This window comes from Caballeronia sp. INML3B (assembly GCF_023631305.1).
Lineage (GTDB): Bacteria > Pseudomonadota > Gammaproteobacteria > Burkholderiales > Burkholderiaceae > Caballeronia > Caballeronia turbans.
The window spans coordinates 104849-124592 of the sequence record NZ_JALQDI010000077.1 but is presented as its reverse complement, the minus strand read 5'-3'; the positions used below and the strand labels follow the sequence as shown (position 1 = coordinate 124592).

At 63.7% G+C, this 19744-nt stretch carries 19 protein-coding genes; 11 read left to right on the top strand and 8 right to left on the bottom strand.

Annotated elements, in window-relative coordinates; genetic code table 11:
• From NCS58_RS31590 to NCS58_RS31575, 4 genes are all read right to left on the bottom strand, one after another.
• Complete coding sequence (locus tag NCS58_RS31590) at nucleotides 1–465, bottom strand: MaoC family dehydratase (RefSeq protein ID WP_250478364.1); 465 nt, start codon at nucleotides 463–465, stop codon at nucleotides 1–3.
• Nucleotides 466–487: 22 nt separating this feature from the next.
• On the bottom strand, nucleotides 488–2125 hold the full coding sequence (locus tag NCS58_RS31585) for a fatty acid--CoA ligase (RefSeq protein WP_250478363.1): 1638 nt from the start codon (nucleotides 2123–2125) through the stop codon (nucleotides 488–490).
• 74 nt (nucleotides 2126–2199) lie between these two features.
• Nucleotides 2200–2571, bottom strand: coding sequence for a BON domain-containing protein (locus NCS58_RS31580; RefSeq protein WP_250478362.1), 372 nt, complete (start codon nucleotides 2569–2571; stop codon nucleotides 2200–2202).
• 41 nt (nucleotides 2572–2612) lie between these two features.
• Nucleotides 2613–3758 carry a porin gene (locus tag NCS58_RS31575; protein ID WP_061118472.1) on the bottom strand — a complete coding sequence of 382 codons (1146 nt, stop codon included), beginning with the start codon at nucleotides 3756–3758 and terminating at the stop codon, nucleotides 2613–2615.
• A 479-nt stretch (nucleotides 3759–4237) separates the two neighbouring features.
• On the opposite strand from NCS58_RS31575, the gene NCS58_RS31570 reads away from it, so the two are divergent.
• The 5 genes from NCS58_RS31570 to NCS58_RS31550 all read left to right on the top strand — a co-directional run bounded on the left by NCS58_RS31570 (nucleotide 4238) and on the right by NCS58_RS31550 (nucleotide 9286).
• The gene (locus NCS58_RS31570; protein ID WP_250478361.1) at nucleotides 4238–5218 is read left to right on the top strand and encodes a quinone oxidoreductase; all 981 of its coding nucleotides are present in this window, start codon (nucleotides 4238–4240) and stop codon (nucleotides 5216–5218) included.
• 10 nt (nucleotides 5219–5228) lie between these two features.
• Entirely contained in the window at nucleotides 5229–6077 is an 849-nt protein-coding gene (locus tag NCS58_RS31565) for a TauD/TfdA family dioxygenase (protein ID WP_061118471.1), read from the top strand.
• A 52-nt stretch (nucleotides 6078–6129) separates the two neighbouring features.
• Entirely contained in the window at nucleotides 6130–7185 is a 1056-nt protein-coding gene (locus NCS58_RS31560) for a 3-keto-5-aminohexanoate cleavage protein (RefSeq protein WP_061118470.1), read from the top strand.
• A 162-nt stretch (nucleotides 7186–7347) separates the two neighbouring features.
• Nucleotides 7348–8697 carry an MFS transporter gene (locus tag NCS58_RS31555; protein ID WP_284502487.1) on the top strand — a complete coding sequence of 450 codons (1350 nt, stop codon included), beginning with the start codon at nucleotides 7348–7350 and terminating at the stop codon, nucleotides 8695–8697.
• 271 nt (nucleotides 8698–8968) lie between these two features.
• Nucleotides 8969–9286, top strand: a complete 318-nt coding sequence (locus NCS58_RS31550) for a Rieske (2Fe-2S) protein (protein WP_250478360.1) — start codon at nucleotides 8969–8971, stop codon at nucleotides 9284–9286.
• A 495-nt stretch (nucleotides 9287–9781) separates the two neighbouring features.
• Here the strand turns inward: NCS58_RS31550 and NCS58_RS31545 are convergent, their stop codons facing one another.
• Nucleotides 9782–10195, bottom strand: a complete 414-nt coding sequence (locus tag NCS58_RS31545; protein WP_250478359.1) for a hypothetical protein — start codon at nucleotides 10193–10195, stop codon at nucleotides 9782–9784.
• 283 nt (nucleotides 10196–10478) lie between these two features.
• On the opposite strand from NCS58_RS31545, the gene NCS58_RS31540 reads away from it, so the two are divergent.
• The 4 genes from NCS58_RS31540 (at nucleotide 10479) to NCS58_RS31525 (ending at nucleotide 15915) form a co-directional block, all read left to right on the top strand.
• Nucleotides 10479–11516: an amino acid ABC transporter substrate-binding protein gene (locus NCS58_RS31540; protein WP_061118466.1), complete on the top strand. Its 1038-nt coding sequence runs from the start codon at nucleotides 10479–10481 to the stop codon at nucleotides 11514–11516.
• An 18-nt stretch (nucleotides 11517–11534) separates the two neighbouring features.
• Nucleotides 11535–12875 carry an SLC13 family permease gene (locus NCS58_RS31535; protein ID WP_061118465.1) on the top strand — a complete coding sequence of 447 codons (1341 nt, stop codon included), beginning with the start codon at nucleotides 11535–11537 and terminating at the stop codon, nucleotides 12873–12875.
• Between the two features lie 20 nt (nucleotides 12876–12895).
• A complete protein-coding gene (locus tag NCS58_RS31530; RefSeq protein ID WP_250538996.1) occupies nucleotides 12896–14647 on the top strand; it encodes a SulP family inorganic anion transporter in 1752 nt (583 codons plus the stop codon).
• Between the two features lie 296 nt (nucleotides 14648–14943).
• Nucleotides 14944–15915 (top strand): hypothetical protein, encoded by a 972-nt coding sequence (locus NCS58_RS31525; protein WP_250478356.1) that lies wholly within the window; start codon nucleotides 14944–14946, stop codon nucleotides 15913–15915.
• Between the two features lie 8 nt (nucleotides 15916–15923).
• On the opposite strand, the gene NCS58_RS31520 is transcribed toward NCS58_RS31525, so the two are convergent.
• Together NCS58_RS31520 and NCS58_RS31515 are read right to left on the bottom strand one after the other, a co-directional pair.
• The gene (locus tag NCS58_RS31520; protein ID WP_250478355.1) at nucleotides 15924–16322 is read right to left on the bottom strand and encodes an RT0821/Lpp0805 family surface protein; all 399 of its coding nucleotides are present in this window, start codon (nucleotides 16320–16322) and stop codon (nucleotides 15924–15926) included.
• A 153-nt stretch (nucleotides 16323–16475) separates the two neighbouring features.
• Nucleotides 16476–16790 carry a hypothetical protein gene (locus tag NCS58_RS31515; RefSeq protein ID WP_250478354.1) on the bottom strand — a complete coding sequence of 105 codons (315 nt, stop codon included), beginning with the start codon at nucleotides 16788–16790 and terminating at the stop codon, nucleotides 16476–16478.
• A gap of 464 nt (nucleotides 16791–17254) precedes the next feature.
• Between NCS58_RS31515 and NCS58_RS34280 the strand changes: the two genes are divergently transcribed.
• Complete coding sequence (locus NCS58_RS34280; protein ID WP_284502485.1) at nucleotides 17255–17389, top strand: hypothetical protein; 135 nt, start codon at nucleotides 17255–17257, stop codon at nucleotides 17387–17389.
• Nucleotides 17390–17439: 50 nt separating this feature from the next.
• Nucleotides 17440–18975, top strand: a complete 1536-nt coding sequence (locus tag NCS58_RS31510; RefSeq protein ID WP_250478353.1) for a hypothetical protein — start codon at nucleotides 17440–17442, stop codon at nucleotides 18973–18975.
• Between the two features lie 64 nt (nucleotides 18976–19039).
• Here NCS58_RS31510 and NCS58_RS31505 read toward each other — a convergent pair whose 3' ends face one another.
• On the bottom strand, nucleotides 19040–19657 hold the full coding sequence (locus NCS58_RS31505; RefSeq protein WP_061118460.1) for a YceI family protein: 618 nt from the start codon (nucleotides 19655–19657) through the stop codon (nucleotides 19040–19042).
• Nucleotides 19658–19744 lie beyond the last annotated feature (87 nt).

Genomic DNA, 19744 nt, shown 5'->3' with positions numbered 1-19744 from the left:
TCACGCCACGATCATCGCGAGCGTCTGCGCGATCAGCGCGGGCTTGTCCTCGCCTTCCACCTGCAACTCGTTGTCCGCCTTGACGACGATGCGCCCGCCGCCCTTCCTTTCGACTCCGATCAGCACGACGCGGCTTCTGACGCGGCTGCCGGACCGTACCGGTGTCATGAAGCGCACTTTGTCCAGCCCGTAATTCAGCGCAGCCGAGGCGTCCGCCGGGATGAGGCCCACTTCGATCGCGAGCGTCGCCAGCAGCGAAAGCGTCAGATAGCCGTGCGCAATCGTGCCGCCGAACGGGCCCTCGCGTTTCGCGCGCTCCTCGTTCATGTGAATCCACTGCGTGTCGCCGGTGCAGTGTGCGAATGCTTCGATGCGTGCCTGGTCGACGACGACCCACTCCGACACGCCAAGCTCCCGGCCGACGAAGTTTTCGATCGTCGCCATGTTGTATCCGGTCATGCTCATGCTTTTTCTTTCCTTCGAACGATCACGCGAACGCTTCGCGCAGCCGCTTCTTGTTCAATTTGCCGACGCTCGTCTTTTCGAGGCATTCGACGATCCGCACGACTTGCGGCACGGCGTACTTCGAAATCCGCCCTGTTTCGCTGAACGTCAGCACGTGATTCCTGATCTCCGCCTCCGTCACAGCCGGCGTGAACTCCGGCTTGGGGACCACCAGCGCCACGGGCCGCTCGCCCCACTTCTCGTCCTTCACGCCGATCACGGCCACTTCGGAGACGCCCGGATGCAGCGAGATCAGGCTCTCGATTTCGAGCGATGACACCCACTCTCCGCCGGACTTGATCACGTCCTTGATGCGGTCGGTGATCTGCAGATATCCGTTCGGATCGATGTTCGCGATGTCCTGCGTATGCAGATAGCCGCCCTCCCAAAGCTGGGCCGACGCGGCGGCATCCTTCAGATAGCCTTGCGTGAGCCACGGCGCGCGCACGACGACCTCGCCGCTCGCGCGCCCGTCGTGCGCGACGTCGATCCCTTCCTCGTTCACGATGCGCAGGTCGACGAGCGGCAGCGGCAGACCCGTCTTGCAGCGCAGCGGCACCTGCTCGTCGAGGCCGAGCGTCTCGCTGCCGGGCTGCAACTGCGCGAGGCTCATCAAAGGGCAGCTCTCGGACATGCCATAGCCCGCGAAGACATCGATGCCGCGATCGAGCGCGGCGCGCGCAAGGCCGTGAGGCAGTGCGCCCCCGCCGATGACCACTTTCCATCTGCTCAGATCGACGGTCTTCGCCTCTTCGCAATTGAGCAGCATGTGCAGGATGGTGCCGACGCAATGCGAGAACGTGACGCCCTCGTCGCGCACCAGCCCGACGAGCCGCTCCGGCACATAGCGGCCGGGATAGACCTGCTTCACGCCCAGCACGGTCGCGATGTAGGGCATGCCCCACGCGTGGACGTGGAACATCGGCGTGATCGGCATGTACACGTCGCCGCGATGAAAGCGCTGTCCCGAAACCGGGCTCGCGAGCGCCGCCATGCCTGTGATCGTGTGCAGCACGAGCTGGCGGTGCGAGAAGTAGACGCCCTTGGGCAAGCCCGTCGTGCCCGTCGTATAGAACGTGGTGGCACGCGTGTTCTCGTCGAAGTCCGGGAAGTCGTATGCCGGCTCGCTTCTGGCGAGCATGTTTTCGTACTCGTCCGCGAACGGGATCGCGTGCGCGCTGGCTGCGCTAACTTCGTCGTCGATCAGAATGAAGGTGCGCACCGATTCGAGCTGATCCCTGATCGATTCGACGACGGGCAGGAAGTCCGAATGGACGAGCAGGATCTGCGCGCCCGCATGATTGATCGTGTAGGCGATCTCCGCCGGCGAGAGCCGCACGTTGACCGTCTGCAGCACGGCGCCCATCATCGGAATGGCGAAGTAGCATTCGAGGTAGCGATGGCTGTCCCAGTCCATCACCGCGACGGTGCTGCCCATGACCGCGCCGTGCCGGCCAAGCCCGTTGGCGAGGCGCGCGATGCGCTCCTGCATCGCGCGGTAAGTCAGGCGTGTCTCGCCGCGATACACGATCTCCTGATCCGGCGCGTGGGCGAGCGGTGTGTGCAGGAGATGCTTGATGAGCAGCGGGTACGCATACGCCGACTGAGAAGGTTCGAACATGTCGTGATTCACTTGAGTTTCCTTGATGCCAGGCGGCGCGCAACGGCACCGCCCTGCTCTGCACGCTGCATGGACTACTGCGCGAAATTCCGTCTGATGGTCAATTTGTTCGTCACCGATACGACGCCGGGAACACCCTTCGTCAGCGCGGCGACCTTCTCGCTCTGCGCGGCGTCGCTGACCGTGCCGGTCAGCGTCACGGCGCCGCTCTTCACGCCGACGCCGATATCGCCGGCGTCGATGCTTTTGTCTTTCGCGAATTCCGCGTAGACGAGCTTGCGCAGCGCGCGATTGTCCTTGCGCGTGGCGACAGGCGCGCTCGCGCTCGACGCAACCGCAGGCGCGCTCGCCGCCGCGACGCTGTCGCCGGCGTGAAAGATGCCTGCGATGGACGCGAGGACGACCAACGCTGCACAACCTGAACGGAGTGACTTGATGCTCTTCATGGACTGTTCCATTTATTGTTCAAGGGATGTTCGGCCGCGAGTCAGAAGTTATGGCGAACGCCGATCATCGCTGCCGTGGTCGATTCGCCGGGCGCGACAGGCTGTCCATATACGATCGTCTGATTCATCGTTCCGTGGTTGTCGACATGACCGACCTGCGCATAAGCGAGCGTGCGCTTGGACAAGTTGTATTCCGCGCCCACCGCAAACTCGCTCGAATGATTCGTCGAGTTGTTGTTGTCCTTCAGGTAATAGAAACCGGACGTCACTTTGAAAGCGGGGGTGAATCGATAGCCGAGACCAGCTGAATACATATCGATATCGGCACGGCTGCTGTTTGCCGGATTCTTGCCATGGCCGTATGAGCCGGACACCGAGAAACCGTAAAACGTGTATTGGGCGCCAGCGTAGAAAAATCGGTTGTTCGCTTGCCCTGTCGCCGGAATCGCCGGGGTGGCGGGATACGTGGCGGGAAACGGGTTGGCGTCATGCCCGTTGTAATACGCCATGGCGAGGTTCAGTCCGTAGTTCGAATACTTGAGCACGGCCGACTCGCGCGTGCCGCCCTGGAAATGCCCGGGCACACCGCCAGGCGCGTACTCCAGCGCGAGGGACGCGCCATAGAACTTCGGCGATTCGTAGACGAGCGCGTTGCTGTCGTACAGCGCGCCGATCGCGCCATTCGTGCTCGTGCCGGGCCAGCCCGCGGCCTGGTTCATGCCGAGCCACGCGGTCAGGATGCTGCCGAAGTACTGCGCGCCACGCACGTCCGTGTCGTACATCGCCCAGATCATCGGGACGATCTGGCGGCCCGCGTCGAGCTTGCCGAAAGGCCCGGATACGCCGAGCGTCGCGTACTGGTTGAACTGGGCGGTCACGCCCGGTGTGTCGCTCAGGCCGAATCTGCCCGTGCCGCTGTCGAATGAACTCTGCAGCTTGTAGTTGACGCGATAGCCGCCGCCGATGTCCTCGGTGCCCTTGAGGCCCCAGCCGCTCGAATAGATGCCGCCGTCCTTGAACCGATACACCTTGCCGAGATTGGGGGCATTCGGGGCGAACGATGCCGCCGCCGTGCTTTGGTAAAGCAGCCCGGAATCGACCACGCCGTACAGCGTCATCGAGCCTTGCGCGTTTGCGGCGCCGGAAAAAGCCAGCAGCACGGCCGCACTGGTTGCACATCGCTTCATAAGGTATCCATATTTTTTTCGCTTGCACGTGCCGATGGGCGGAAGAATGTGGGCCAGGGCCGGGCAATCGGTTAAGGGGCCCCTTCACAGACGCATCGTTCGACTGGCTGCCGATGCAGCGTTGCGGGCCAACCCGACGGCATCGGGACAGTGTGTGAAGGATTGCAGCAAGAATACGAAACGAACGCGATTCAAGCCCCTCTCGCGGTGGGAGGGGCCACGGCGTTCGACAAACCTGGCAGCGCGTCGCTCTATTCGACGAGGCGCGGGCCGCCTATCGAATAGAGCGTGAAAAGCGCTTCAGAAGGCTCCGTAGCGCTTTGGGGGGCGACCCCTCCCTACGCGAGAGGGTTGCAGAAAATCACCCTGCACTACGATGCGTATCAGTTCACACACCCACCGAATTTGCGTAAAGCGCCGTGCATCGGCTCTTTATCCACTGCGAGCCGGTTAGCTCGCGTGCATGAATGGAGAAACAAATGGCACATGCGATCCGCTTTCACGAAACGGGCGGCCCCGAAGTCCTGCGATGGGAAGAAGTCCCGGTCGAAACGCCCGGCCCCGGCCAGGTCAGGCTGCGTCACGAGGCCGTCGGCCTGAACTTCGCCGATACGTACTTCCGCAGCGGCCTGTATCCGGTCCCCCTGCCCGCCGGCATGGGCGTGGAAGCGGCGGGCGTGGTGGAGGCCGTCGGAGCGGGCGTCGATCAGGTGCGCGTGGGCGACCGCGTGACCTACACCGGTTTCATCAACACGCTCGGCGCCTACAGCACCGAACGCCTCGTGCCCGCGGCGGCCCTCATCCGCTTGCCGGACGGAATCGAATGCGCGACGGCCGCCGCGATGACCATGCGCGGCCTGACCGCGTCGTACCTGATGCGCCGCATCCACGCGTTCAAACCGGGCGATTCGATCCTGCTGCATGCCGCGGCCGGCGGTGTCGGCCTGATCGTGTCGCAGTGGGCGCGTCTCCTGGGGATTACGGTCATCGGCACGGTGTCGAGCGACGAAAAGGCGCAGATCGCCCGCGCGCACGGTTGTGAGCACGTCATCAACTACAGCCATGAGGATGTCGCGAAACGCGTGCGTGAACTGACGGACGGCGTCGGCGTGAATGTCGTGTTCGACAGCGTCGGGAAGAGCACATTCGAATCGTCGCTCGACTCGCTGCGCCGCCGGGGGCTCATGGTCTGCGTCGGCACCGCGTCGGGTCCGATTCCTCCGTTCAATCCGCAATTGCTCGCGATGAAAGGCTCGCTCTATCTGACGCGCCCGGCGCTCGCCGACTACATCGCCGATCCGGCCGAGAAAAGCGCGCTCGCAGGCGAGCTTTTCGACCACGTGGCGAGCGGGCGCATCCGCATCGAGATCAACCAGCGCTATGCGTTGCAGGATGCGGCCCAGGCGCATCGCGATCTCGAGTCGCGCAAGACCACCGGTTCATCCATTTTCGTCGTGTAAGGAGAAAACTATGCGCGTCGACCAAATCACCTGCGCCATCGGGGCGGAACTGAGCGGCGTCAGCATCGCCGATGCGGTGCACGACGACGGCCTGTTCGCGGAAATCCGCGCGACGCTGCTCAAGCATCGCGTGCTGTTCCTGCGGGATCAGGACATTACCCGTGCCGAGCACGTCGCGTTCGCACGCCGCTTCGGCGAACTGGAAGATCACCCCGTCGCCGGCAGCGATCCGGAGCATCCGGGTCTGGTGCGAATCTACAAGAACCCCGACCAGCCCAACGATCGCTACGAAAACGCCTGGCACACGGACGCCACATGGCGTGCCGCGCCGCCGTTCGGCTGCGTGCTGCGTTGCGTCGAGACGCCTCCAGTCGGCGGCGACACGATCTGGGCCAACATGGTCCTCGCCTATGAGAACCTGCCCGAGCACGTCAAGGCGCAAATCGCCGATTTGCGGGCGCGCCACAGCATCGAAGCCAGCTTCGGGGCCGCCATGCCGATCGAAAAGCGGCTCGCCCTGAAAGCCCAGTTCCCGGACGCGGAGCATCCCGTCGTGCGTACGCATCCCGATACGCAGGAGAAAACGCTGTTCGTGAACGCCTTCACCACGCACTTCACGAACTATCACACGCCGGCGCGCGTGCGCTTCGGGCAGGACGCCAATCCCGGCGCGGGTCAGTTGCTGAGCTACCTGATCAGCCAGGCATACATCCCCGAATACCAGGTTCGCTGGCGCTGGAAGAAGAACAGCGTCGCGATCTGGGACAACCGCAGCACGCAGCATTACGCGGTCATGGACTACCCGCCTTGCCATCGAAAGATGGAACGTGCCGGAATCATCGGCGACGTGCCGTATTGATACCGCGCGGCGCACACCTCTAATCGAATTCAATTTCAAGCTGGAGCAAAACATGCAATTCCTCGACGATTCGCTTCACCCCGAAAACCAGGACAAGGTCGTCATCACGGTCGCGCCCTACGGCCCCGAATGGATGCCCGCCGACTTCCCGGAAGACATTCCGGTGACGATGGACGAACAGGTCCAGAAAGCCGTCGACTGCTATAACGCCGGCGCCACCGTCCTGCATCTGCACGTGCGCGAGCTGGACGGCAAGGGCTCCAAGCGCCTGTCGAAGTTCAACGAGCTGATCGCGGGCGTGCGCGCCGCCGTGCCGGACATGATCATTCAGGTCGGCGGCTCCATCTCGTTCGCGCCGGAAGACGACGGTCAGGCCGCCAAGTGGCTGTCCGACGATACGCGCCACATGCTCGCCGAGCTCGATCCCAAGCCCGACCAGGTGACCGTCGCGATCAACACGACGCAGATGAACATCATGGAGCTGCTGTATCCGGAGTATCTGGAAGGCACCTCGCTGTCGAATCCCGCGTTCATGGCCGCCTACAGCGAAATGACCGTTCCCGCCGGCCCGGCATGGGTCGAGGAGCATCTGCGCCGCCTGCAGGCCGCGAACATCCAGCCGCACTTCCAGCTCACCGGCATCCACGCGCTGGAAACGCTCGAACGCCTCGTGCGCAAGGGCGTCTACAAGGGGCCGCTGAATCTGACGTGGATCGGCATCGGCGGCGGCTTCGACGGCCCGAACCCGTTCAACTTCTTCAACTTCGTCCATCGTGCGCCGGACGGCTGCACGCTCACGGCCGAGTCGTTGCTGAAGAACGTCCTGCCGTTCAACATGATGGCGATGTCGATGGGCCTGCATCCGCGCTGCGGCATCGAGGACACGATCATCGATCAGCACGGCAACCGCTTCACGTCGGTGCAGCAGATCGAGCAGTGCGTGCGCGTGGCGCGCGAACTGGGACGCGAGATCGCGAGCGGCAAGGAAGCGCGCGAGATCTACCGTATCGGCGTGCAGTACGAGACCGCCGACGAGACGCTTGCCGCGAACGGCATGGCGCCGAACCGCAAGCCGGGCCAGGTCAACATGCCGCTGCGCGCGGCCTGACATACGGCGCGCGGGCGCGGCGCTGGCCGCCGCGCCTTCACACTTACACTGAAACGCCACGGCGCAGGCCGGGAAGTACGTCTTCCCGGTCACAACGAACAAAGGCACGCCGCGCACGCATGCGCATGACGATGCCCACGGCGTACATTGGAGGAGACAATCTTGGAAATCGACTGCATCGAGCCGGGCGCGCGCAACATCGACGCCACCCGCGCCGTATCGCGCAAATACGCATGGATCGTATTCGCGCTCACGTTCGGACTTCTGTTGTCGGACTACATGTCCCGACAGGTCCTCAACGCGGTATTCCCTCTGCTGAAACAAGCGTGGGGCCTCTCCGACACGCAGCTGGGCTCGCTGAGCGGCGTCGTCGCGCTGATGGTGGGTCTTCTGACCTTCCCGCTCTCCGTTCTCGCTGACCGCTGGGGCCGCGTGCGCAGCCTCGTTCTGATGGCGGCGCTCTGGAGCGTCGCGACGCTCGGCTGCGCCGTCGCCACGAACTATGGCGAAATGCTGATCGCCCGCGCCTGCGTCGGACTCGGCGAAGCTGCCTACGGCAGCGTGGGTATCGCGCTCATCCTCAGTATTTTTCCGTCGCATCTGCGCTCCACGCTCACTGGCGCGTTCATGGCCGGCGGCGCGTTCGGCTCGGTGCTCGGCATGGCGCTGGGCGGATTCGTCGCCGTGCACTTCGGATGGCGAGCGTCTTTCGGAGCGATGGCAGCCTTCGGCCTCTTGCTCGTGATCGCCTACCGGCTGGTGGTGTCGGACAAACGCATCGCCGCACGGTTTCCCGATGTCCCGGCTGCGAAACGGCGCGCGGACGGTGTGCGCACGAGCCTGCGCACGCTGCTGGCAGGTCTGTTCTCGACGGTCTCGGTGGTCTGCGCGTATATCGGCAGCGGCTTGCAACTCTTCATCATGGGCGCCGTGATCGCGTGGATGCCCAGCTTCCTGAATCGCTACTATGCGATGCCCGCCGACAAGGCAGCCGCGGGCGCAGCCGTCTTCGTGCTGCTGGGCGGCGTCGGCATGGTCGCGTGCGGCGTGCTCACGGACCGCATCTGCAGAAACGCGCCGTCGCGCAAGTGGATCACCGCGCTCGCCTATTGTCTGTTCTCGCTCGTGTTTCTCTCCATCGGCTTCAGGCTCGATGCCGGCCCGCTGCAACTCGTCCTGCTCGGCGCGGGGATTCTCATCGTGGCGGGCACATCGGGACCGGCGGGCGCGATGGTCGCGAACCTGACTCCGGCGGCGATCCATGCATCCGCATTCGCGACGCTGACGCTAGCCAACAACCTGATCGGCCTCGCGCCCGGTCCGCTCGTCACCGGCGCGATCGCCGACCGTATCGGTCTGCTGGGCGCCCTGCAGCTGATTCCGCTCGTAAGCGTCGCGGCGATGATCGCCTTCGCGATCGGCAGATCGAGATATGCGCGTGACCTGAGCCGCATCGACACGCTGCGTGGGGAAGCGGCGAACGATGAGCCTTTGCAGAAGCCGCTTGCGTAGCCTCTGCTATTCATCTGGAGGCGAAGGCTGTGCCATTGCAGGTTGCAAAAAGCCGCGTACCGGCCGTGCAGACGTGGTCGTGGGGAAAACAGCACGACCCGTACGACTGGATGGATGCGCATACGCCCTGCCATGATTTGAGCGCGTGGCATTGAGTATCGTTTCAGCGACGCCCGATTCGTCGGCATGCGCGCAGCCCTCTCTCACGGAGAGGGTTGCACGAAGCGTCGCTGCACCAGGATGCAGACACGTTCACCTAGGCACCACACAAATGACGCGAAACACATCGATATCGATCGCCGGCGGCAACGCGCCGGAGCCGGGCTCACGCGTGCTCCGGTTCGTCGAAGGGCGTAGCGTCGTGCTTTTCAATGTCGAAGGCGTCATTCACGCCATCGACAATTCATGCCCGCACAATGGCGCATCGCTCGCGAACGGCCGTCTCGACGGTCACATACTGCAGTGCCCCGCGCACGGACTGCGCTTCGATCTCAGGTCGGGCTGTGTCGTCGGCGCGAAGGGCTTGTGTCTCACGAAGCTCCACGTCGAAACGATCGATGGCGAAGTCGAGATGCGAACCGGCGATTGACATGAAAATCCGTCGCACGCGTCTGCGAACGGTTGACGTGTGTCAATCGGACACCGGTGCGTGAGTGTAACTTGACAGTACGGCTCCGCGTCTCACAACTGCCAGACCTGCAAGGCAAACGCCATGGGAATCCTGTTGTTGGCCGCAATTTTCCTCACATCGGCTGGCGTCCTCGTCCGTGCGGCGGTAACGCCGCCCCCCTCGGAGGAAATCGCACCAGCGGCAACAGTATCCGTATCAGAAGGCGAGCGCGCGAACCTTCAGCAGAGTCCCTGGCTGTTCTCGGCCGGAACGAATGATGTGGTGCGTCGATAAGACTGATCACGCATGTGTTCGCCGCATGCGGCGGCTTCGATCGCCACGCGAGCGTGACGTTTCCGCAACCTGAGCGCTGTCGTCTGCTTCGCGATGCCGATGGCTGGCGCGACCGATGTTATCCATACGGCCGCCGCCAACGCGCCCGTTGAAAGCGACCGCGCAGACTTTCCCCTCGCCTCACTGAACCGTCGTCTTCTCCTGCTTCGCTGGCGCGGACGGCGGACACGTCACGCCGGCCCCTTTGGATACATCCACGTTCTTCAGCGAAACGAGCAGCCTGCTTCCCGTATTCGCCGTGATGATGTGCCCGTAACTGACTGTCGGGATGAACTTGATATCGGGCGCGACGGCGACGGGCGGGCTTTGCGCTCCGTCGACAGTCAGGTCGAGTTCGACGGTGATCGAGTCGATCGCAACACCGTAATCCTGTTTGCGTTCGGCTTGAGCCTTCTTGAAGTTGCACACTCCGTCCAGGACATTCTGGAGCGCCGTCGGGATATCCACCGACTTTCCCGGCGGAATGGGTGGCGTGTTGCACCCGGCGAGAGGAATCAGAAGTGCAAGAACCGGCAGCGAGACGTAAGCGCGCATCGAAACCTCCCGGCCTTTGGGGAGGGCACAGTATCTGGCAGACGAGCCGGTCCTTCCGTGCGCTTTCGCACTACAGCAGCGAAGATCGACGCGACGCGCTTCATGCCATTGCCTCGAATACGGGGAAACAACCGCTTGAACTGGACCAGTTTTCGTCTACAACCTAATCTGACACGTGTCCCGTCGGACCGGGCAGAGACAGGAAACAGCAGACGCTCTGCCGCTACGAGCACGAACCACGTGACAAGACGCCGTGAACGGGAGTCTTCATATCGAGAAGACGATGCGCAACTCTGCGGTGACATTCATCGCGATCGTAGGCGCCGCGCTGCTCGCGCTGCTGACATCGTCGGTCCCCGCCTTCGCGGCGGGATCGGTCACGCTCGCGCAGGTCGAGGCGCGAGGCGTACTGCGATGCGGCGTCAGCGACGGCATCGCAGGCTTTTCTCAACAGGATGCGTCCGGGCACTGGTCCGGCATCGACGCGGATTTCTGCCGGGCGGTGGCCGCCGCGACGCTCGGCGATGCGAACAAGGTCGCCTTCGTCCCGCTCAGGACGTCCGCCCGCTTTCCGGCACTCCGAACAGGCCGCATCGATGTGCTCGCGCGCAACACGACATGGACCCTGCTGCGCGAAGGCACGCTCGGCGTTCAATTCGCGGGCGTGCTGTTTTACGACGCGCAGGCCTTCATGGTGCCGACGGCGAGCGGCATTCGCACGCTCGCATCGCTCAAAGGGGCGACCATCTGCGTTCAGCGCGAGACGACCAGCGAAACCAATCTCGTCATCTACTCGAATGCGAACGCGCTCGATCTGAAGCCGCTGGTAGTCGGCTCTGCGGCGGAACTCGAGCAGGCCTTCACCGCCGGGCGTTGTCGCGCCGTGACGGCCGACGTCTCCTTGCTGGCCACGCTGCGCAGCCGCGCGCCCGGCGGTGCGTCGGCGTTGACGATCCTGTCGGAACGAATCTCGAAGCAGCCGCACGCGCCGGCCGTGCGCCGCGACGATGAGGCGTGGCTCGTCATCGTGCGCTGGGTGCTCTTCACGCTGATCGCCGCGGAAGAACTCGGCGTGACGCGTCAGAACCAGGCCGAGCGCGTCCGCGATCCGCTCGTCGCGCGCGCGCTCGTTCCGGACGCGAGCGTGACCGCAACGCTGGGCATCGCACCTGGCTGGACGCTTCGCGCGCTGAAGAGCGCTGGCAACTACGGAGAAATGTTCGACCGCAATCTCGGCACCGGAAGCCCGATCAAACTCGAGCGCGGTCCGAACGAAATTTTCCGGCGCGGCGGCCTGATGTACGCGCCGCCGATGCAATGACGCCTGCGCGAGCCCATCATGAGCGACTGGCAAATCTACCTCGTCGTCGGCGTGTTTTCGGTGGTCATACTCGTGATCGCCTTCGATCTGATCGACATGGCCGTCGCCGCGCTCGTCGGCACGAGTGTGCTGATCGCGCTCGGCATCATCGGCGAGCAGGATCTGCTTGCGACCGCCCGAACCGCGGCGGGACCGATAAGCCTGCTGTTCGGCGGCATGATCGTCGCGCGAATCCTGGCGACCACGGGCCTGTTCGATCTCGTCGGCGACTACTATCTCAGGGCCACGGGCGGTAGCGGCAAGCGCTTTCTGCTCCTGCTGATCGTGATCGTCGCGCCGCTGTGCGCGCTGCTTCCCAATGCGACGACGGTGATCCTCCTCGCTCCGATCATCATTCGCGTTGCCCGCGCGCTCGACATCGACATCGTGCCGCCGATGATCCTGACCGCCCTCCTCAGCAATGCCGCCGGTCTGCTGACGCTCGTCGGCGATCCGGCGACCTTCCTCGTCGGCAGTTCGATCGGCATGAGTTTCGGCGAGTATCTGCGGCGCGCGAGCCTCGGCGGCGTGCTTGCGATCGCCGTGGTCATTCCGTTGCTGCCCGTGCTGATGCGCGGGATCTGGCGAACCGTCGCGCCCCTGCCGCCCCGCGTCGCGCGGGCGAAACTGAAGCGGCCGGTCTACGCCGCGCTGGCGGTCGCGGTGCTCGCGCTCATGATGGTGCTCTTCGTGTTCGGCGAGGAACTGCCCACGCGCATCGTGCCGCCCGTCGTCGCGGTGATCGCGAGCGCGCTCGCGCTGCTCGTCGCGTATGCGTTCAAGGTCGAGCCCACCGATCGCGTGCTGCGCGATGTCGACTGGAAGACGCTGCTCTTTCTCACCTGCATCTTCTGTCTCGTGCAGGGCATGGCGAAGACGGGGCTGCTGCAGGTGATGTCGCTCAAGCTGTACGAGGTGTTCGGCACGCGCCTCACGCTCGTCGCGCTCGCGATGATCTGCGGCATCGGCCTGCTTTCCTCGCTGCTCGCCAATGTGCCGGTCGCGGCCGCGTCCATCCTGATGGTCAAGGGCTATCTCGTCACGGCCGAGTTCGTTCCGGAGTCAGCCATGTCGGACCAGTTCACGCAGTGGCCCGCGCCTGTCATTCCCGTTTTCATCGCCATGATGTACGGCGCGACGCTCGGGGGTAACGCGACGCTCGTCGGTTCGGCGGCGAATGTCGTGGCTGCGGGCATCTGCACGCAGGAAGGCGCGCCGATCAGCTTCGGCCGGTTCCTGCGCTATGGCCTTCCGCTCACGGTGTGCCAGCTCGCGGTCACGGCGGCGTATGTCGTCGTGCTCACGCGCTTTCTTCATTGAACGCTTCACGATGCCGATCCATGCCAACTGATCACACGGTCCGGTCGCGGCGGGGCGCCCCCGACGCAGTGCGGCGCTGGACGCGCCATCTGCCGGTCGTCGCGATGTTGAGGGACTATCGCGCAGCGTGGCTGAAGAACGACATCGTCGCCGGTCTCGTGTTGACGACGATGCTCGTGCCCGTCGGCATCGCGTACGCGGAGGCGTCGGGCGTGCCCGGCGTGTGCGGCCTCTACGCGACGATCGTTCCGCTGCTCGCCTACGCGATCTTCGGTCCGAGCCGGATTCTCGTGCTCGGCCCCGATTCGGCGCTCGCCGCGCCCGTCCTCGCGGTCGTCGTGATCGGCAGCGCGGGCGATCCGTCACGCGCCATCGCCGTCGCGGGCATGATGGCGGTCGTCTCGGGCGTCGTGTGCATCGTCTTCGGCTTGCTGAAGCTCGGCTTCGTCACCGAGTTGCTGTCCAAGCCGATTCGCTACGGTTACATGAACGGCATCGCGCTGACGGTGCTGATCAGCCAGTTGCCGAAGCTCTTCGCCGTTTCCATCGACGATCAGGGGCCGCTGCGCGATCTGCTGACACTCTCCGAAGCCATCGCCGCCGGGCAAGCCAACTGGACGAGCTTCGCCGTGGGCGCGGGCAGTCTCGTGCTCATTCTGCTGCTCAAGCGCTTCGACAAGGTGCCGGGCATTCTGGTCGCCGTCGTGCTGGCGACCGTGTGCGTCACGGTGTTGCATCTCGACCGCGAAGGCGTGAAGGTGCTCGGCACGATTCCGCAGGGATTGCCCGCGTTTTCGCTGCCGTGGGCGAGCGGCGCCGATTTCTTCCGCATCGTGCTGGGCGGCTGCGCCGTGGCGCTGATCGCGTTTGCGGACACCAGCGTGCTGTCGCGCACCTTCGCGGCGCGCGCCAACATGCGCGTCGATCCGAATCAGGAAATGATCGGGCTGGGCGTTGCCAATCTCGCGACCGGGCTATTCCAGGGCTTTCCGATCAGCAGCAGTTCGTCGCGCACGCCGGTCGCCGAAGCAGCGGGCGCGCGCACGCAAGTGACGGGCATCGTCGGCGCGCTCGCCGTCGCGGCCGTCCTGCTCGCGGCGCCGAATTTGCTGCGGCATCTGCCCAACAGTGCGCTCGCGGCCGTCGTGATCGCGGCGGCGATCGGCCTCTTCGAGTTCGGCGATCTCAAACGCATTTATCGCATCCAGCAGTGGGAGTTCTGGCTTTCCATCTGCTGCTTCGTCGGCGTCGCCGTGTTCGGCGCGATACCGGGCATCTGCATCGCCGTGGTGATCGCGGTGATCGAGTTCCTGTGGGACGGCTGGCGCCCGCACTTCGCGGTGCTCGGCCGGGTGGAAGGATTGCGCGGCTATCACGACCTGAAGCGCTACCCGAACGCGGAACAGATTCCCGGACTGCTGCTGTTTCGCTGGGATGCGCCGCTCTTCTTTGCGAATGCGGAGTTGTTTCAGCAGCGCGTGATCGAGGCGGTGGATCACGCGCCGACGCCCGTGAAGCGCGTCGTCGTCACCGCCGAGCCCGTGACGAGCGTCGACGTGACGTCCGCCGACATGCTGCGCGAGTTGAATCGCGCGTTGAGAGAACGCGGCATCGACCTGCATTTCGCCGAGATGAAAGACCCCGTGCGCGACAAGCTCAGACGCTTCGAGTTGACGTCGGTCTTTCCCGCCGAGCGCTTTCATCCAACCATCGGCAGCGCGGTCGATGCGTATCGCGAGGCCGCGCGTGCGGATCAGGCGTCTTCCTTCTGAGGGTCGTCGAAGCGAATTCCGGGCGTCCGGGGTGCAAGCCGGATGCCTCGGATCGAGACGGTTAAGGATCTAGACGAGACCCGCCGTTCGGCACCGGTGACTGCAGCGCAATGCTGCTTGTCGCCGTCTCGATCGATCTCCGTTCGAACCATTCAATTTCGGACAATTCGTGTTTGCCCATAGCGATCGGTAAGCTAAATTTCCGGCGCGTCGCCGCAGGATTGGGCAACAGCCTGCGCTCACGCGATCAGGTTGCACAACGTCAAACGCACTCAACGTCCACCTGACCGCCGAGCATGCCCATCCTCCCCCGTAGTCGGTTGTACAGCCTTTTGCTGCCCGTACTCTTTCTCGTCGTTACGCCCTCGGTTGTTTATGCGCAGGTTGCATCGCCGGACCGCACGGTCGTCGGCGCCAACGTCAGGAAGTACGCGAATGGCGTGCTTGCGATCATGTCCTATACCGCGGTGCCCGACGTCACGACGAGTTCGCTTTCCATCAACAACGGCACGAGCGGCAATCCGGGCTTCGGCCAGACGCAGTTCGGCGGCGGCTTCACCCTCAGCCGCTCGCTCCCGCTCTATCTCGAAGGCACCGTCGCATACAGCCGGTACGATCCGATCTTCATCGCAACCAGCGGCAATCAGCAACGCCCGGTGCCCGTGAAATGGAACACGGCCAGTTCGACCATCGGCATCGGCTGGGATTTCCCGATCACCGACGAGTTGCGCCTGCGGCCGATCGTCAACGGCATGGTCGGCCGAGTGGCGAGCGATCTGCACGTCGCCGAGACCGTGTTCAACCATGTCGCCAACACCAACCTCCAGTTCCTCGAAGACGGCGCGCTCAATGCGTATGGCGTGGGCGGCTCGCTGATGCTCGACCTGGAGCATTACCGCGAGCACTACGAGGTCGATCTCGAACTTCGCGCGACCGATATCTATTTACGCAGTTTCGGCGGATCGTCGGAAGCCGTGCGGGGATCGGCGACGGCGCAGCAGTTCAGCCTGTGGGGGCGCTGGCGCGCGCCCACAGGCCTTTCCGCGCTCGACCGCCCGGTGCGCTATGTGCTCGAAACCGCGTATTCGCATTACTTCGGCGACAGCGCCGGCGTGCTCGGCTTCAACGATCTGACTTCGCTCGGCGTGGGTCTCGAACTCGACAGCAGCAAGTATCCGGTCGTCATCACGCGCACGCGCGCGATGGCGCGTTACGTCTTCGGCCATAACGTGCGCGGCGTGTCGTTCGGCTTCGCCGTCAGCTTTTGAACGCGCTGTCACTGCCGTTTGATTTTCCATTGGCCGCCGCCTTTCCTGCACGCGGTCGGCGTCCACGATTGCGTCTGCCCTTTTGCGACCGCAACGAGCGTGACCTTACGGCACGTCTCGCTCCCGCTCTTCGCAGTATCGCGAGGCGTGACTGTGCCTTCGATGTGCACCGTATTGCCGGTGCCCGCGTTACTCCACTTGAGCGATTCGCCGTCCTTCTTCGTGTCTAGCGCTTCCTGTGCCGCGCGGTTGAGCGCCTGGCGGTCGGCCGGTCGCATATAGGTGATGGGCGTGTCCTTGAGGAAATTGAGATTCCCGGCGCAGGCGAGGGAGCACGACATCGCCAGTGCAGAAATCGCGGTCCGCCGTGCGAGGCCGCGAACAATACAAGGCAAGCGCGCGCTCATGCTGACTCCTTCCTCGTAAATCGATCCGTTGACGGAGCGGCCTTTGCGTTCGCTTCCTGCGCGCCCCGAACATCGAAATAACATTGAAAGAGCATACGGTCGATGTTGGACTCTTCGCGTCACCCCGCAACGCCGTTCCGATTCGATCCAGGCTCACTGCTCCGCGTTTTCCCACCCCTGCGAGCTATTGACCCGATCGCTTGGACCGTTCTCGAGGAAATCGTCCTCGAAGCTTCGGCCGATTAATTCGTCGTACTTCGCTGATTCAGTGTCGACGATTGCCCGGAACATTTGTATCAATGCGTTGCCGTCGTGCAGATGCGCCACGATCACGCGCGCGGTACGCAGGGAAACCGATTCCCGCACGGGCGGCGCTTCGCTTCCGTCCTGAAGTTCAAACGCAAAGCGATGAATCTCCTCATGGCCGTCTGGCAACAGGCTATGGCCCCAAATAGTCGCTTTCATCATGCTCCGTCCATAGTTCTCTCGTGCGCAAAGCAAACGGAGTGCCACGCTTAAGCCTGCAATGACAAAGTGGCGCATCGTCAATTAAGAACGGTCGTTCGCAAACCTGCAAAAGCCGTCGGCACCGTATATCAGATGGCTCGCGCACAACGTCTCAGTGCTGCATCGACTGCCACTGCAATACAGGATACGTCGCGTCGGCCGGCATTGCCCACACACCGGACCGGTCGAAGCGATGGAGCCGCTTCCATCTGTCCGGCCCCACCACGGAAAGCGCGCTGCCCGACATCGCAATCGAGCCTCACACGCGAGCGCCTCTTTTATTCCTTCATCCCCCCGAAAATAAATTGTCGATCGCACGCGGAAGAAACGCGCGCACCCCGTTGTTCTGATATCACGGTCGCCGCAACCCGTGGCGATCCGAACGGCGCGTTTTCATCCGCCGAACCGCACGAACAGGGGGAATCATGCACCGCGCAATCTTTATCCTGGACCAGAGCTTTTTCAGTTTCGGCTGCTTCTACCGGGTGGACCTGCGCAGTCGCAGCGGCCGCCTGATCGAAACCCACTACGTGAAGCTCAACGATATCGCGTGGTGCTAGGGCGGCGCGGCGCAGCCAACGATCACATCCGGTTCCGAGGAGACCCATCCATGCCCTACGCTTACGCCAGTTTGCCCGACATCGTTCGCCACGATGAATGGCTGAGAGGAACGTCGTCGCTGCTTCAGGTGCGCAGTGCAGCGTTGAAAGATCTGGACGAGCAGATCCTTCTGTACCAGAGAATCCGAACCGTTCACCGGTTCCACAGCCTTGTGCGCGCCTTCGAGCGCTGGCAGCAGTCGGTCGGTCCCGGCGATGCCTGGAAAACAATCTCCCGCAATGGCGCGAAGTGCTTCACGCTGCTCGACCAGCAACTGCACGGCCAGGGCGACTCCGATGCCGCAGGCGGCGCGCTCGACTTCATGGCGCCCGCGCTCATCAATTCGCGGCTCGGCGTCCTCTATCTCTTCGGCAACATGGAAGTCGAGGACGACACGTTCCAGGTGCTTCTCGAAGGCGCTTTCGAAGTCACCAATGTCGGTCTCGGCTTCGCGCCGGAGGCCAATGTCGCGGCGTCGCGCGCCGCCGAGGTACTGGACAACAGTCTCGTGCAGAAGTCGGCATCGCTCGCACTCGAGCATGTTCAGAAGAAGATAAAGAAGCACAAGGAACCCACGCTCGTGAGTTCGAATCAGCTCACGCTATCCACTGTCACGCTGCCTGCGTTGAGCAGTGCGGCGCGCCGTCTCTACGATGCCATTCGCGCCAAGGTCGAGGAAGGCGCGAAAAAACTCTGGGACATGATCCGCGAGAAAGTCACGGATATTCGCAATGATCCCGGCGGCTTCGCGCTCGATACGATGCCCGCGCTCTTGCGCAAGCTGGTGGACGTGCTGTGCGGCAAGCTGCTCGCCACGCTCGCACCGTTCATCGGCGCGGGCCTCGACATCGCCAAGGGCATCGCGAATACCGTCGACAGCAGCATCACCAAGTATCGCGAATGGGTGCAGGGCCGCGATGTGCAATTGCTCGCGGGACACCCCGGTACCATCGTGGAAGCGATCAGACGCGCGATGAAGCTGAGCATCGGCTCCGGCGTGTACGACCTCGTGAAAGGCGGCGCGAGCCTCGGCTTGCAGTTCGCGAGTCAGGGTGCATCGACCATCGTCGACGCGGTCGTCTCCATCATGGAAACGCTCGCGAAGGTCATCTGGAAGATCGTCGAAATCAAGCGCATCAAGCGGTTCTGCGAGCAGGCGAAGGAGTACTGGGACGCCCGCATGCAGCGCGATGCACTGCATACCCGGCCGATCGCGTTCAACAACTGGTTCAAGCGCTACGCGGTATCGATTCCGGCGCTGTCGGTGCTCGCCCTCAACTCGGGCATTTGCGGCGACAAGATGCACTTTCTCGCGATGTTCAAGGACGACGAGACCATCATCACGCAGGCGGCCTACACGGCGGGCTGCAAATACGTGGATAGCCTCAAGGTCTGGGGATCGAGCTATCTCGGGGATGCGGGTTTCGCGTTCAAGTCGGACGATGCGATGATCAGCGGCCTGCTCACGCTCGCCGCGAACCACGCGCAAGAGCAGACCTGGGACCTGAAACTGCGCAAGGCCGTTCTCGGTTTCCTGAACGCGTAACACCCCGCGATCTTCGACACATCGGACGCCCTCGCGCTCGCGAAGGCGTCCGCCGTTCAGCCGCTCATCTTTGCGGCTCGAGCATCACCGCGAAGCTCACAGGCGCGGAGCCCGCGAGCACATCGAGGTTCATCAGCGCGCGCAGCGCCTCGACCTCGTCTTGCAGGCCATAGTCCTTCAGGTTCACCACGATCGGCAGACGAGTACCGACATAAAGCGCGCCGTTCGCGAGCTTCACGACGCGCAAGCTCGCGCTCAGCGGTCGTGCCACGCCGCTGATCGCGAGCGCGCCGCTCACGTCGATGTCCATGCTCGCGCCCGTATGGAGCGCCTGCACGCGCCGCATATCGACGGCACCGTTGAACACGGCCTTCGGATGATCCGCGACCTTGAACAGCATGTCCTTCAGCCGCTGATTGCGCAGGTCGATGTTCGTTTCGACGCTTGCGAGATCGACATCGAAGACGAGCTTGCCGTCATCGCCGATCGAGCCGTCGATCTGCCTGAACGTCTGCACTTCCGCGAGCGCCGCCGCGCCCGGACGGGCGGCCTTCGTGGTCGTGAAGGAGAACGTGGACTGGCCGCTGTCGACGCGCCACGCCGCCTGGCTCGTTGCGCATGTCAGCGAGGCGGCGAGCGCGAGCGCGCCGGCCACGGCTTGTGAAGCAAGTTTGCTCATCATGGAGATTGCCCTGGTTGAGTGGTTCGAGTGTGCGAAAGCGACGCGCGATCACGAACGGCATCGCGCGGCGGTCTCGTCCTGCCGACA

Bases quoted from the DNA above. Each gene is read 5' to 3' on its own strand.
- NCS58_RS31515 (WP_250478354.1), bottom strand. From the start codon at position 16,790: ATGATGAAAGCGACTATTTGGGGCCATAGCCTGTTGCCAGACGGCCAT.
- NCS58_RS31535 (WP_061118465.1), top strand. From the start codon at position 11,535: ATGAGCGACTGGCAAATCTACCTCGTCGTCGGCGTGTTTTCGGTGGTC.
- NCS58_RS31510 (WP_250478353.1), top strand. From the start codon at position 17,440: ATGCCCTACGCTTACGCCAGTTTGCCCGACATCGTTCGCCACGATGAA.
- NCS58_RS34280 (WP_284502485.1), top strand. From the start codon at position 17,255: ATGCACCGCGCAATCTTTATCCTGGACCAGAGCTTTTTCAGTTTCGGC.
- NCS58_RS31590 (WP_250478364.1), bottom strand. From the start codon at position 465: ATGAGCATGACCGGATACAACATGGCGACGATCGAAAACTTCGTCGGC.
- NCS58_RS31525 (WP_250478356.1), top strand. From the start codon at position 14,944: ATGCCCATCCTCCCCCGTAGTCGGTTGTACAGCCTTTTGCTGCCCGTA.
- NCS58_RS31505 (WP_061118460.1), bottom strand. From the start codon at position 19,657: ATGATGAGCAAACTTGCTTCACAAGCCGTGGCCGGCGCGCTCGCGCTC.
- NCS58_RS31550 (WP_250478360.1), top strand. From the start codon at position 8,969: ATGACGCGAAACACATCGATATCGATCGCCGGCGGCAACGCGCCGGAG.
- NCS58_RS31540 (WP_061118466.1), top strand. From the start codon at position 10,479: ATGCGCAACTCTGCGGTGACATTCATCGCGATCGTAGGCGCCGCGCTG.
- NCS58_RS31545 (WP_250478359.1), bottom strand. From the start codon at position 10,195: ATGCGCGCTTACGTCTCGCTGCCGGTTCTTGCACTTCTGATTCCTCTC.
- NCS58_RS31560 (WP_061118470.1), top strand. From the start codon at position 6,130: ATGCAATTCCTCGACGATTCGCTTCACCCCGAAAACCAGGACAAGGTC.
- NCS58_RS31575 (WP_061118472.1), bottom strand. From the start codon at position 3,758: ATGAAGCGATGTGCAACCAGTGCGGCCGTGCTGCTGGCTTTTTCCGGC.
- NCS58_RS31520 (WP_250478355.1), bottom strand. From the start codon at position 16,322: ATGAGCGCGCGCTTGCCTTGTATTGTTCGCGGCCTCGCACGGCGGACC.
- NCS58_RS31580 (WP_250478362.1), bottom strand. From the start codon at position 2,571: ATGAAGAGCATCAAGTCACTCCGTTCAGGTTGTGCAGCGTTGGTCGTC.
- NCS58_RS31530 (WP_250538996.1), top strand. From the start codon at position 12,896: ATGCCAACTGATCACACGGTCCGGTCGCGGCGGGGCGCCCCCGACGCA.
- NCS58_RS31565 (WP_061118471.1), top strand. From the start codon at position 5,229: ATGCGCGTCGACCAAATCACCTGCGCCATCGGGGCGGAACTGAGCGGC.
- NCS58_RS31570 (WP_250478361.1), top strand. From the start codon at position 4,238: ATGGCACATGCGATCCGCTTTCACGAAACGGGCGGCCCCGAAGTCCTG.
- NCS58_RS31585 (WP_250478363.1), bottom strand. From the start codon at position 2,125: ATGTTCGAACCTTCTCAGTCGGCGTATGCGTACCCGCTGCTCATCAAG.